This window comes from Herbidospora mongoliensis, from assembly GCF_001570545.1.
In the GTDB taxonomy this organism is placed as follows: Bacteria; Actinomycetota; Actinomycetes; order Streptosporangiales; family Streptosporangiaceae; genus Herbidospora; species Herbidospora mongoliensis.
In genome coordinates, this window is the sequence record NZ_BBXD01000017.1 from 147,476 (window position 1) to 159,739 (window position 12,264).

Annotated in this window: 12 protein-coding genes; 4 read left to right on the forward strand and 8 right to left on the reverse strand. The window is 69.6% G+C overall.

All coding sequences use genetic code 11. From position 1 onward, the window contains the following. Positions 1–37: 37 nt before the first annotated feature. The 5 genes from thyX to AW272_RS25310 form a co-directional block, all read right to left on the reverse strand. A complete protein-coding gene (gene thyX / locus AW272_RS25290; RefSeq protein ID WP_218011053.1) occupies positions 38–748 on the reverse strand; it encodes an FAD-dependent thymidylate synthase in 711 nt (236 codons plus the stop codon). Positions 749–828: 80 nt separating this feature from the next. Then, complete coding sequence (locus AW272_RS25295) at positions 829–1,614, reverse strand: ABC transporter permease (protein ID WP_066369912.1); 786 nt, start codon at positions 1,612–1,614, stop codon at positions 829–831. Continuing rightward, positions 1,611–2,504, reverse strand: a complete 894-nt coding sequence (locus AW272_RS25300; RefSeq protein ID WP_066369913.1) for an ABC transporter ATP-binding protein — start codon at positions 2,502–2,504, stop codon at positions 1,611–1,613. The genes AW272_RS25295 and AW272_RS25300 overlap by 4 nt, the downstream gene beginning before the upstream one ends. Before the next feature lie 54 nt (positions 2,505–2,558). After that, positions 2,559–3,674 (reverse strand): amidohydrolase, encoded by a 1,116-nt coding sequence (locus AW272_RS25305; protein WP_066369916.1) that lies wholly within the window; start codon positions 3,672–3,674, stop codon positions 2,559–2,561. Between the two features lie 76 nt (positions 3,675–3,750). Further along, positions 3,751–5,874: an anthranilate synthase component I gene (locus tag AW272_RS25310; RefSeq protein ID WP_066369917.1), complete on the reverse strand. Its 2,124-nt coding sequence runs from the start codon at positions 5,872–5,874 to the stop codon at positions 3,751–3,753. Positions 5,875–6,190: 316 nt separating this feature from the next. Here AW272_RS25310 and AW272_RS25315 point away from each other — a divergent pair, with 316 nt between their 5' ends. The 4 genes from AW272_RS25315 (at position 6,191) to AW272_RS25330 (ending at position 10,051) form a co-directional block, all read left to right on the forward strand. After that, positions 6,191–6,397 (forward strand): DUF3311 domain-containing protein, encoded by a 207-nt coding sequence (locus AW272_RS25315; protein WP_066369918.1) that lies wholly within the window; start codon positions 6,191–6,193, stop codon positions 6,395–6,397. Continuing rightward, a complete protein-coding gene (mctP, locus tag AW272_RS25320; RefSeq protein ID WP_066369921.1) occupies positions 6,394–7,992 on the forward strand; it encodes a monocarboxylate uptake permease MctP in 1,599 nt (532 codons plus the stop codon). The genes AW272_RS25315 and mctP overlap by 4 nt, the downstream gene beginning before the upstream one ends. Before the next feature lie 80 nt (positions 7,993–8,072). After that, a complete protein-coding gene (locus AW272_RS25325; RefSeq protein ID WP_066369924.1) occupies positions 8,073–8,885 on the forward strand; it encodes an intradiol ring-cleavage dioxygenase in 813 nt (270 codons plus the stop codon). A 62-nt stretch (positions 8,886–8,947) separates the two neighbouring features. Then, positions 8,948–10,051: an AI-2E family transporter gene (locus AW272_RS25330; RefSeq protein ID WP_066369926.1), complete on the forward strand. Its 1,104-nt coding sequence runs from the start codon at positions 8,948–8,950 to the stop codon at positions 10,049–10,051. A gap of 38 nt (positions 10,052–10,089) precedes the next feature. On the opposite strand, the gene AW272_RS43830 is transcribed toward AW272_RS25330, so the two are convergent. From AW272_RS43830 to AW272_RS25345, 3 genes are read right to left on the reverse strand one after another with little or no spacing between them, the layout of a single operon-like run. Continuing rightward, on the reverse strand, positions 10,090–10,278 hold the full coding sequence (locus AW272_RS43830; protein WP_066369929.1) for a hypothetical protein: 189 nt from the start codon (positions 10,276–10,278) through the stop codon (positions 10,090–10,092). After that, positions 10,275–11,627: a PEP/pyruvate-binding domain-containing protein gene (locus tag AW272_RS25340; RefSeq protein WP_066369932.1), complete on the reverse strand. Its 1,353-nt coding sequence runs from the start codon at positions 11,625–11,627 to the stop codon at positions 10,275–10,277. Before AW272_RS25340 ends, AW272_RS43830 begins: the two co-directional genes overlap by 4 nt. Continuing rightward, positions 11,624–12,217 carry a transcriptional regulator gene (locus AW272_RS25345; RefSeq protein WP_066369934.1) on the reverse strand — a complete coding sequence of 198 codons (594 nt, stop codon included), beginning with the start codon at positions 12,215–12,217 and terminating at the stop codon, positions 11,624–11,626. Before AW272_RS25345 ends, AW272_RS25340 begins: the two co-directional genes overlap by 4 nt. Positions 12,218–12,264: the final 47 nt, after the last annotated feature.

A 12,264-nucleotide genomic window follows, 5' to 3' on the forward strand; every position in this document is an offset into this window, starting at 1 on the left:
CCCTCGGACCGGGCGCGTGAGCACCCTCCTACTCAAATCACGGCGAGACGCGCCCGTTGGCGTTGAACGCGGCGTGGGTGAGCGGCATCAGCTCTGCCCACAGGGCTTCCATCTTCTCGCCGACCATCTCGATCTCCCGCTGCGGGAACGACGGCACGGCGGCCCGGTCGTCCTTGGTCCGCAGCGACAGGAAGTGCATCAGCGCGCGGGCGTTGCAGGTGGCGTACATGGAGGAGAACAGCCCGACGGGCAGCACGGCGCGGGCGACCTCACGAGCGACTCCGGCTTCGAGCATCTTCTGGTACGCCGCGTAGGCGTGCTCGTATGCGTCCTCCATCGTGGAGGAGACAAGGTCGTATTGCTCAGGTGTGCCATCGACGAACTCGTACTTACCCGGGCGCCCCTGCTGGACGAGTTTCCGATCTGGGCCGGGGACATAAAAATTAGGCTGCAGTTCCCGGTAGCGACCGCTTTCCTCGTTGTACGACCAAACGCGGTGACGGTGGAACTCGCGGAACACGAAGATCGGCGCACTGATGAAAAAAGTCATCGAGTTGTGCTCGAAGGGGGAGCCGTGCCGGTCGCGCATCAAGAAGTTGATGAGTCCTTTGGACTTTTCGGGATCCTTGTGGATCTCCTCCAGCGACTGCTCCCCCGCTGTCGAGACACGGGCCGCCCATAGCACATCCGAATCGGAAGCACTGTGTTTTACCAGCTCAACGGTCACGTCACTCTGCAGCTTCACCATGACGTCGCACTCTATCGACATAGGTTTGCGCTCCAAAGCCCGGCCTCGGGCTGGCGGACCAGCTCTTCACATCGGCACGCTCAGGTGATGTCTCTCCGAGTTGTCGTGAGGTTGGCGACCACCGCGAAGAGCAGGGCGTAGGCGACCAGGACGAGGGCGCCGCCCCAGGCGGGCAGCAGGTTCGACTCCCCGAGGCCGGTTTCGAAGTCGATGTTCATCAGCGCCTGCGCGGCTCCGCCGGGCAGCCACTTGCCGACCGTCTGCAGGGCCGGGAAGGCGCCGAGGATCGACTCGATCACATAGGCCCAGACGATGCCCCCGATCAGCGCGGCCACCTGGTTGCGCACGAGCGCGCCGAGGCCGATGCCGAACAGGGCGTACAGGACCAGGGTGGCGAACACCCCGAGGGTGAGCTGCGGGATGCGGCCCCCGGCCAGGTCGACCGAGCCGCCGCCGATGAGCACGGCGGTGATGGCGACGATGCCGGTGAACAGCAGCGAGATGATCGCGAAGAACACGCCGATGATCACACCGGCCCCGAGCTTGGCCGCGATGACGCGGCCCCGCTTGGGCGTGGTCAGGAACGTCCCGGTGATCGTCTGGTAGCGATATTCGCTCGTCATGAGCACGATGCCGAGGATCATCGTGAAGATGTTCGCCCCGGACGCGAAACTCAGCGCCAGCGGCAGCCACGCCGGGTCGTCGAGCGCGGGCAGTCCGGGCTGGCCGTTCGCCGGCGCGGCCCCGGCCTGGGCGATCAGGAACGCCAGGCCGAACGCGGTGAACGCGAACATGACCAGGGCCATCGCCCACCACAGGCGGGTGGTGAAGAGCTTCTGGAGCTCCGCGCGGATCAGGTTCGTCATGACTGAGCCCCCTCGCCGGTCAGTTCGAGGAAGACGCTCTGCAGGTCGGAGCGCTCGTGGATGACTTCGGTGATCAGCACCCGCTGGTCGAGGGCCAGGCGGCCGATCTCCTCGGTGTCCAGGCCGGTGACCCGGAGCAGGCCCGCTTCGACCTCCTCGACCGTGCCGCCGGCGGCGCGCAGGGCGGGGGCGAAGTCGTCTTTGGTCTTGACCCGGACCGCGCCGGCGCCGTTGCCGGTGAGCTCGGCGAGGGTGCCCTGGCGGATCATGCGGCCCTTGGCGATGATCACGACGTTGTCGACGGTCTGCTCGACCTCGGCCAGCACGTGGCTGGAGACCAGCACGGCCGCGCCGGTGTCGCGGGCCAGGTGGCGCAGGAAGCCGCGCAGCCACTGGATGCCCGCCGGGTCGAGGCCGTTGGCGGGTTCGTCCAGGATGAAGATCTTCGGCTGGCCGAGCAGCGCGCCCGCGAGGGCCAGGCGCTGGCGCATGCCGAGGGAGAACCCGCCGACCCGCTTCTTGGCGGCGTCGGCGAGGCCCACCTGGTCGAGCGCCTCGTCGGGCCGGGTGGCCGGCAGGCCCGCGGCGGTGGTCAGGATGCGCAGGTGGTCGCGGGCGGTGCGGCCCGGGTGGAAGCTGGTCGCCTCCAGCACCGCGCCGACCTCGTTCAGCGGATGGGCGAGCGACGCGTACCGCTGCCCGTTGACCAGGGCCTCCCCCGAATCGGGGGTGACCAGGCCGAGCAGACACCGCAGGGTGGTGGTCTTGCCGGCGCCGTTGGGGCCGAGATAGCCCGTGACGGTCCCGGCTTCCACCGTGAAGGAGACGTCGTCGACGGCGCGGACGGCGCCGAACGATTTGCTGAGGTTTCGGATCTCTATGGCAGTCATGGCGTTTCAAGTCTTTCGCCCGAGATCCGACCGGTCCTCCTACCTAAAGAGGATTTAAAGTCGGTATATCCGACGAGCGTTTCCCGATCCGATCATCCCCGCGACCCGTTCCGCGTCTCCCCCCGACCAGTCTCCCGCCTCGACGCGGGCGGCCAGCTCACGGGCCAGGACGGTGCGGTGCCGCAGGGCGCCCAGGTAGACGGTCTCGGCGACGCCCCAGCCGCCCGAGCCGTACATGATCTTGTGGAAGGGCGCCAGGTCGAGCACCCGGGCGAGCCCGTCGCGGACGTCGATGTGCACGTGCGGGAACGTCGCGGCCAGGAACGCGGCCTCGCGCTCATACGGCGAGCAGTGCAGCAGGATGACCGGCACGCCGAGCGGGCCCAGCGCCTTGATGAAGGGCGCGAGCGCGGTCGGGTCGGACTTGTGCGGCACACCCAGTTCGACCCCGGACTGGCCACACGGGATCTGCAGCGGCATCGCCCGCTCGCGTGCCACGTCGACCCCGATCCAGAGCAGATACCGCAGCAGCACGGGGTCGGTCAGGGTGCTCTTCGGCTCGGCCGCGCGCCTTCCCGCCGCCGCCAGTACGGCCCCGCGCGCCGGCCGCACCGGATCGACGTCGGTGCCATGGCGGTAGCCGATCACGGTCGACAGCCCGACCGCCCTGGAGGCCCGTGCCGCGACCTCGCCCCGCAGCCGGTCGAGGTAGCCGCCCGCGCCGTGCCCTTCTTCCGCGACCTCCTGCTCGACCCGCTCCAGCCGGACGATCTCGTCGGACGCCGCTCCCCCGAGCCGCCCCGTCTCGGCCACCGACAGCAGGTCGGGGGCGGCCTCGGTGCCGGTGTCGACCAGGAACGCGACCACCCCGGCGGCCCGCAGCAGCGTCCGGTTGACCTCGGCCGCGCCCAGTTCGGCGCGTCTGGCCAGGTAGACGGCGGCCGGCGCGTGCGGGTCGAGCCCGAGGACGGGCGCGCACCAACGCCGGATCGCGACGCCCTCGGGGGTGTCGAAATGGGTCGTCCCGGGCGGCGCGGGATGGCCCGCCCGGGTGATCAGCGTCTCGAACTGGGCCCTGACCAGGGTGTCGCGGCGGACCCCCTGACAGTGGTGGTCGACGAGGGGCGCCGCCAGCGCCGCCCGGACCGGACCCGGCAACACCGGCGTCATTCCTTCGTCCCCCTTGATGGCAGGGTCAGGACTCTAGGGCCGGTGGCGCCGGACGGTCAGGCGTTCGGCGCGATCTTTACCGCGCCAGCTTGAGCACGTTGGCGATGATCTTGGCCCCGGCGCCGCCCTCGGTGGTGAGGATCGACTCCGGGTGGAACTGCACCCCGAAGCGGCGGTTGGCGACGTCCTCGATCGCCATCACGGCGCCGTCGGCGGTCGCCGCGGTGACCGTGAACCCCTGCACCCCCGGGTGCTTGGCGTGCAGCGAGTGATAGCGGGCGGCGGTGAACGCCTCGGGCAGACCGTCGAGGAGCGCGCTGTCGCCCTCGCGCTTGACCTGGCCGCGCTTGCCGTGTTCGGGGTAGGGCAGCAGGTCGAGCTGGCCGCCGGCCTGCTCGACCATCGCCTGGAGACCGAGGCAGACGCCGAAGACCGGGAGGTCGCGCTGGTAGAGCGCCGACACGAGCGTGTCGGTGCCGAAGTCGGAGGGCCAGCCGGGCCCGGGTGAGAGCACGACCAGGGTCGGCGCGATGTCCTCGATCATCTCGATCGGGAAGCCGTGGCGCAGCGTGACGACCGTGGCGCCCTGCTGGCGGAAGTAGTCGGCCAGGGTGTTGACGAAGGAGTCCTCGTGGTCGACGAGGAGGACCTTGTGGCCTTCGCCCGGCTGCTCGGCTTTCACGATCTCTTCGCCGATGTCGGTCTTGCCGACCGCCGCCAGCGCGCCCAGCAGGGCACTGGCCTTGAGCTCGGTCTCGCGCTCCTCGGCGTCGGGGTCGGAGTCGAACAGCAGGGTCGCGCCCGCCCGGACCGTCGCCACGCCGTCGCGGATCTGGGCGGTCCGCAGGGTGAGGCCGGTGTTCATCGAGCCGTCGAAGCCGATGAAGCCGACCGCGCCGCCGTACCAGCGGCGGGTGGTGGCCTCGTTGTCCTCGATGAACTGCATCGCCCACGTCTTCGGGGCGCCCGTGACGGTGACCGCCCACATATGGGTGAGGAAGGCGTCGAGGGCGTCGAACTCGGGGCGCAGGTAGCCCTCGATGTGGTCGACGGTGTGGATCAGCCGGGAGTACATCTCGATCTGACGGCGGCCGATGACCTTGACCGAGCCGGGCACACAGATGCGCGACTTGTCGTTGCGGTCGACGTCGGTGCACATGGTCAGCTCCGACTCCTCCTTCACGCTGGACAGGAGGGTGCGGATCGCCTCGGCGTCCTCGACCGGGTTGGCGCCCCGGGCGATCGTGCCGGAGATCGGGCAGGTCTCGACGCGCTCGCCGCTGACCCGGACGTACATCTCCGGGGACGCGCCCACCAGGTGCTCGCCCTCGCCGAGGCCGATGATGAACTCATACGGCGCCGGGTTGCTGGTGCGCAGCGAGCGGTAGAAGGCGGGCGGGTCGTCGCAGGAGGCGTGGAAGACCTGGCCGGGCACGACCTCGAACAGGTCGCCGCGCTTGAACTTCTCCTTGGCCTTGGCCACGACGTCGGAGTAGGTGCCCCTGACGGGGTCGGCCGGGATGTCGACGGCCTTGGTGAGCTCGCGGGAGTCACCGGCGCGCGGGAGGCCCTTCGTGCTTTTGCCGGTGAATTCGAACTCGTAGCTGTACTCCAGCACGGTCTCCTTCACCCGGTCGATCACCACGAGGCGGTCGGGCAGGTGGAGGACCAGGTCGCGCTGGTCGTCGGGGCGTTCCAGCTCGTACCGGATCGGTTCGAACTGGAAGGCCAGGTCATAGCCGAAGGCGCCGTAGAGACCGAGGTGCGGGTCGTTGCCCTTGAAGGCGGCGATGACCTCGCGGATCGCGGTGAAGACCGTCGGACGGCGGGAGCGCATCTCCTCGGGCAGCCACTCGTCGGACGGGTGGACCTCGACCTCGGTGAAGGTGCCGGTGGGTGTGCCGACGACCTCTCCGGCGGCGCGGAGACAGGCCGCGACGGCGGGGAGCACGACGGCGCCCCGGTCGTTGAGCGCGCGGACCGAGATGCGGCGGCCCTTCGCGACGAGTTCGAGGCAGGGGTCGACGTAGCCGAAGGCCCATCGGCTGTACCTGCCCGGATAGTCCATCCCCGAGGAGAACGCCCCGCCTCGGCGGGTGCCGAGCGAGTCGACGATCTCCTCCAGAGCCGCCTCGGGGACGGCGCGCACGACGCGCTGGACCCCGATGCCGCCCGCCGTGGTGTAACCGCTGGTCTCCACTGTCGCCCCTTGATCCTTTCGAGGCCCCGGGGGCGGGAACACAGAAGGCCGCCCTATATCCCGGGGCGGCCTGTTTCGATTCGCGAGAAACCTGAGCTAGGGGCCGCCGTTAGCGGCGCCACCACTGCTGCTGCTCAGGAATTCGCATGCGGCACACAATAACACGCCGGACTCCACATGTCGGGCGAATGGACGGACAGGCGACCGCTCGGCGCGTCCAGCACGCCGCTCGTCGATGGGAGCTCCCCGTGCGATCTACCGGTGTGACGGGAGTCACTTTACGCTCCAACCGACAACTTGTCGGAAGGAGAGTCCGTTGACGGAACCGCGCTCCCCCAGATCGGACCGCAGCCCCTGGAACTGGGTGTTGCTGCCAGCCGTCGTCATCCCGCTCATCCCGCTCCTGTTCAACCATGCCGAACCCCGGCTGCTCGGCATCCCGCTGTTCTACTGGCTGCAACTCACCTTCATCCTGGTCAGCGTCGCGGCGACTCTCATCGTGTACCGGGTGACCCGCCGATGAACGAGCACATCACCGAGATCGTCGTCTTCACGGCGCTGTTCCTGCTGGTCAGCGGCATGGGCTTCGTGGCCTCCCGCTGGCGGCGGGCCGACAACCTGGCCTCCCTGAACGAATGGGGGCTGGGCGGGCGCAACTTCGGGCCGTGGGTCACCTGGTTCCTGGTGGGCGGGGACCTCTACACGGCCTACACGTTCGTGGCGGTTCCCGCGCTGCTGTTCGGGGCCGGCGCCATGGGGTTCTTCGCCGTCCCCTACACGGTCATCGTGTATCCGCTGGTCATGCTGGTGCTGATCCGGCTGTGGTCGGTGTCGCACGTGCACGGCCTGGTCACACCGGCCGATTTCGTGCGGGTACGTTTCGGGTCGCCGACCCTGGCGCTGCTGATCGCCGTCACGGGGATCGTGGCGACGATGCCGTACATCGCGCTGCAGCTCATCGGCATCGAGGCCGTGCTGAAGACGATGGGGGTGACCGGGGACCTGCCGCTGATCATCGCGTTCGCGATCCTGGCGGCGTACACCTATCAGAGCGGGCTGCGCGCCCCGGCGCTCATCGCCTTCGTGAAGGACACGCTGATCTACATCGTGATCCTGGTGGCGATCATCTACATCCCGGCGAAGCTCGGCGGGTTCGGGGCGATCTTCGACGCGGCCGAGGCGAAGTTCGCCGGCACGGCCGCCCCCGGTGACGGGACCCTGCTGAACGCCAACAACCAGCTGCAGTACATCACCCTGGCGCTCGGGTCGGCGCTGGCGCTGTTCCTCTATCCGCACAGCGTGACCGGGGTGCTGGCGTCACGTTCGCGCGACGTGGTCAAGCGGAACATGTCGGCGCTGCCCGCCTACAGCCTGCTGCTGGGGCTGATCGCGCTGCTCGGTTTCATGGCCATCGCGGCCGGGGTCACCCCGATCGGGACCGACGTGAACACGGTCGTGCCGCAGCTGTTCGACCAGATGTTCCCCGACTGGTTCACCGGCGTCGCGTTCGCGGCCATCGGCATCGGCGCGCTGGTGCCGGCCGCGATCATGTCGATCGCGGCGGCGAACCTGTTCACCCGCAACATCTACAAGGAGTACATCCGGCGGGACGCCACCGACGCGCAGGAGGCCAGGGTCAGCAAGCTGACCTCGCTGGTCGTGAAGGTCGGCGCGGTGCTGTGCATCCTGCTGATCGACCCGCAGTTCTCCATCGACCTGCAGCTCATCGGCGGCGTGATCATCCTGCAGACGCTGCCGTCGGTGGCGCTGGGGCTGTTCACGCGATGGTTCCACCGGGTCGGGCTGATCGCGGGGTGGACGGCCGGGATGACGGCCGGGATGGTGCTGCTCTACAACATCGCGAACCCGGCGAACGACCACGCCCACTTCGGCGGGTCGGCGTTCCCGCTGAACAAACTCGGCCTCGACACGTCGATGACGATCTACGCCGGGTTCCTGGCGCTGCTGGTCAACCTGGTGGTCGCCGCGCTGGTGACGGTGCTGGCCCGGCGCCTCGGTTCACCCGAGGGCGTCGACGGCACGGCTCCCGCCGACTACACGGCCGAGTCGGGCGACCCGCAGGTCAAGGAGGACCTGGAGGTGGCCGGGTCGACGTGATCCCCTTACGGCGCCTTTACAACGTAGATTCAAAGACGGTTCTCACCTGACGCTCATGCGCGGTTCCTAGCGTGAACGTCATGACGGACCACGACGAAGGCAAACGGGTCAGCCGGCGCACGATGATCGCCGGGGTGGGTTCGCTCGGCCTGGGCGCGCTGCTCGCGGCGTGCGGGTCGAGCGGCTCCACCTCGGTGACGACCTCCACGGGCGCCACGGCGACCATCACCCCCCAGGCCGCCACCGGCGACCTGACGGCTCTTTTCGAATCCTCCGGTACGTGCACGCTCACCGCCTCCACCACGCAGGGGCCCTACTACTTCGACGCGGACAAGATCCGGTCGGACATCCGCGAGGACCGGCCGGGGACCCGGCTGGACGTGGCGATCCGGGTCAGGGACAGCGAGACGTGCGAACCGCTGAAGGACGCCGTGGTCGAGATCTGGCACTGCGACGCGGGCGGCGCCTACTCGGGCGCCGAGTCGGCGTCGGCGGGCGGCCCCGGCCAAGGCCGGACGCCTGGTGGAGGAGGCGGTGACCTGGTCCCCGCCGATGACAACCGCTATCTGCGGGGCGCCCAGGTGACCAACGCCGAGGGGATCGTCACGTTCACCACGATCTGGCCGGGGTGGTATCGAGGTCGTACCGTGCACATCCATGCCATGGTCCACGTGGGCCAGGACAGGACCCTCACCACACAGGTGATGTTCGACGAGGCGCTGAACGACGCGGTCATGGCGGCGGAGCCGTACACGGGACGGGGCGCGCGGGACACCCGTAACGAGAACGACTCGATCTTCCAGACCGGCATGATCATGAGGACCGTCGAGGGCTCCGGCGGATACCAGGGCGCGATCACCTTCGACGTCGACCCCGACCACGACGGACGGTAGCCCCCTCCCCGCGATCGGTGAGATCATCGGCGGGCACCGAACGTAGCGGGAGGGGAACGCCGATGGCGGATCCGGCGGTATCAGGGGACGGCCTGAGCAGGGCGGCCAGGACGGCGGGGCGGATTCTGGTCCTCCTCGCCCTGACGGCGGTGATCCTGTGGATGATCTACCAGGTCAGGACCGTCGCGATCAGCGTCGTGCTGGCCATCTTCATCACCACGCTGATGATGCCCCCGGCGCGCGCGCTCCGGGAGATCGGCCTGAACCGGGCCCTGTCCACCATGGGCGCCTTCATCGGGGTGATCGTGGTGCTGGCCTCCTTCATCGCGGTGCTCGTGCCCCCGACGATCGACGGCATCGCCGAACTGAACGCCAGCATCGGCCAGGTGGTCACCGACCTGCAGAAGACGGCCGCCGGGTTCGGCCTGGACCACGCGCAGATCCAGAAATACGTCGCCGACTTCCAGACCTACCTGTCGGGACGCGGCGGTGAGATAGCGACGGGCGCGCTCACCGGGGTGCGCACCATCGGCGAGATCGTGGTCGGCGGGGTGCTCGCCCTGATCCTGGCCGTCTACCTGGTCCACGGTGGCGACCACCTGGTCCACTGGCTGGCCGACCTCGCGCCGCGTGGCAGCCGCGGCCACATCCTGAACACCTGCCGGGTCGTCTTCGACGTGATCGGACGCTACGTCCGCGGCGTGGCGGCGGTCGGGTTCGTCGACGCGTTCTTCATCGGCATCACCCTGTGGATCCTCGGGGTGCCGATCGCGCTGCCGCTGGCGGTGCTGACGTTCGTCGGCGCGTTCCTGCCGGTCATCGGCGCGCTGTTCGCGGGCCTGCTGGCGGCTGTGGTGGCGTTCGTGGCCAAGGGGTGGATCGTGGCCTTGATCGTCGTCGCGGTGACCATCCTGGTGCAGCAACTCGAAGGACACGTCCTGGCGCCGCTGATCTACGGGAAGGCGCTCGACCTGCCTGGGGCGGTCATCCTGATCGCACTGGCCGTCGGCAGCTTCGTCGCGGGCATCGTGGGCGCGTTCCTGGCCGCGCCGGTCGCTTCGGTGATCGTGGCGTTGATCCGCGACGCGCAGGGGCGCTCTCCCGATTCGGGCCCGCCCGCCACGCCGCCGGAACCTCCACCGCCCGCGAAACCGGCGGTGGCCTGACCGGCGAGTTCGGCCGGCGCCAGTCGCGTGGCCGGTCTCTACTGGGCGGGCCAGGCGGGGTGGATCTGCTCGACGCGGTCGCGGCGCGTGTACATGTCCCAGTAGACGTCCGCCAGGTCGTCGGGGTCGACGACGGGGAACGCCCCGAGGTCGAACGCTTTCTCGATCGCTTCGCTGCGGTCGATGGCGGCGGCGACCGACAGGGTGCCATCCGCCCAGCGGGTCATGCCTGTTCCTGCCCCCCTCGCTGGATCAGAACGGCGTGCGCCGCGCTGAGGCGTTGAGGGTCGGAGCGCTCCGAGGTGTCGCCGGAGACGGTGTCCGCCCATTCGAGGAGCCGGTGCACGTGGGCTTCAGCCAGGGATGTGGTGACGGCCGCCTCGCCTGCGACCACGTCGCCGCTGGTGCCGTCGATGGTGATGACGGCGCCCTCCGTCAGGGTGCGGTCGCCGGCCCGGATCGAGCCTGCCGCCACGATCAGGCCCGCGGTGCCGACCACGGCGGGTTTGCCCATCGCGCGGGCGACCACCGCCGCGTGGCTGGCCGGGCCGCCTCGCGCGGTGACGATTCCGGTGGCGGCGGCGATGCCGCGCAGGTCGAGGGGGGAGGTCTCCGGGCGGACCAGGATGACGGGGCCGTCGGCCGCCATGCGGACCGCCGCCTCAGAGGTGGTCGCGATGCTTCCGGTCGCCACGCCGGGGCAGGCGCCCAGGCCTCGGGCCACCACGTCGGCGGGCAGGGCGATCCGGGCGGTTCGTACCTGCTGGAGATCCTTCTCGGTGACCCGGAGGAGGGATTCCTCGCGGGCGATCACGCCGTCGTCGGCGAGGTCGGTCGCCACCCGGACGGCGGCGGCGCCGGTGAAACGGCCGGGGCGGACCTGGAGGAGCCACAACCTGCCGCTTTCGTAGGTGAACTCCAGGTAGCAGGCGTCGCGGTAGTGCGCTTCGACGCGGGCCATCGCGTGCGTCAGACCGGCCCACACCTCGGGTTCCCGGTCGGCCAGGTCGTGCAGCGGACGGGGGTGTTCGCGGCCGGAGACCACCGCGTCGCCCCGGCGGCCGAACAGGACGTCGCCGTACGGGACGGGGTCGCCCGTGGTGGGGTCGCGGGTGAAGGCGACGCCGGTGCCGCTGTGGTGGTCGCGGTCTCCGTGGACCATCGTCTGGACGGACACCGCCGTGCCGAGGTCGTGGGAGATGCCGTGGAGGTCGCGGTAGGTCTTGGCGCGGGGGGTGTGCCACGAGGCGAAGACCTCGGTGACCGCGTTCAGCAGGGGGCCGATCGGGTCGGTGTCCAGGTCGAGGACGGTCGTCATCATGCCGGGCATCGACACGCTCGCGCCGGATCGGACCGACACCCGTGTCGCGGGGAGGTCGGACAGGGCGGCGGACAGCTCCTCGACCAGGCCCTCGGGCAGGTGGCCGTCGCGGAGATAGGCGCGGCACGCGTCGGTTCCGATGACGAATCCGGGTGGTACGGGCAGGCCCAGGCGGCCCAGCACGACCAGGCCGTGGGCCTTGCCGCCGATCACCTCGACCGGTTCGCCCGACGTGAGGGGGTGGATCCACCTCATCGCGGGATACCCAGGGTGACCAGCAGGTCTTCGTGCAGCTGGAACCAGATGACGTGGTAGGACGCCATGTCGTCCGTGACGTACTCCCGCTCCCCCGCCCTGGCCCGTGTCAGCGCCTCGGTGAGGCGGACGCGGTATCTGGCGAAGCGGGGCAGCGCCTGCGACAGGGCGGCGACGACGGTCTCGGCGCGGCGATCGAGGTCGGTCAGCAGGGTGAGGACGCGGGCGTCGTGGGCCGGGTCGCCATGGTCGTTCAGGGTGCCCCCGCGCATCTGCCACGCCTCGCAGAGGTCGAGCAGCTCGGTGTTCAGGGGCAGGAAACGATCGAGGGCGTCGGTCACCGCAGCCCTGGTGCCGGCGTCGTCGAGTTCGGCGGCGACGCGGGCGGCGTGCACGGTCTTGCCGGTCGGGGTGATGCCCCAGCCGCCGAAGTCTCCCGGTTCGTAGGTCACCAGCCCGGCCACGGCCAGGTCGATCAGCTCCGACTGGACGTCGGACTCACCGAACCCGGACGCCTCGGCCAGCCGCGTCAGGGTCGTGAACCCCATGCAGCGAAGGGTGTTGAGAACCAGCAGGTCAGAGCTCGTCACACGACGAAGCGTACTCCTACCATCCGGATGATAAGAACATCTGGAAT

What these genes read in the sequence shown, in the direction of transcription:
- thyX (WP_218011053.1), bottom strand. Translation starts at nt 748, where the DNA reads ATGGTGAAGCTGCAGAGTGACGTGACCGTTGAGCTGGTAAAACACAGT.
- AW272_RS25295 (WP_066369912.1), bottom strand. Translation starts at nt 1,614, where the DNA reads ATGACGAACCTGATCCGCGCGGAGCTCCAGAAGCTCTTCACCACCCGC.
- AW272_RS25300 (WP_066369913.1), bottom strand. Translation starts at nt 2,504, where the DNA reads ATGACTGCCATAGAGATCCGAAACCTCAGCAAATCGTTCGGCGCCGTC.
- AW272_RS25305 (WP_066369916.1), bottom strand. Translation starts at nt 3,674, where the DNA reads ATGACGCCGGTGTTGCCGGGTCCGGTCCGGGCGGCGCTGGCGGCGCCC.
- mctP (WP_066369921.1), top strand. Translation starts at nt 6,394, where the DNA reads ATGAACGAGCACATCACCGAGATCGTCGTCTTCACGGCGCTGTTCCTG.
- AW272_RS25325 (WP_066369924.1), top strand. Translation starts at nt 8,073, where the DNA reads ATGACGGACCACGACGAAGGCAAACGGGTCAGCCGGCGCACGATGATC.
- AW272_RS25330 (WP_066369926.1), top strand. Translation starts at nt 8,948, where the DNA reads ATGGCGGATCCGGCGGTATCAGGGGACGGCCTGAGCAGGGCGGCCAGG.
- AW272_RS43830 (WP_066369929.1), bottom strand. Translation starts at nt 10,278, where the DNA reads ATGACCCGCTGGGCGGATGGCACCCTGTCGGTCGCCGCCGCCATCGAC.
- AW272_RS25340 (WP_066369932.1), bottom strand. Translation starts at nt 11,627, where the DNA reads ATGAGGTGGATCCACCCCCTCACGTCGGGCGAACCGGTCGAGGTGATC.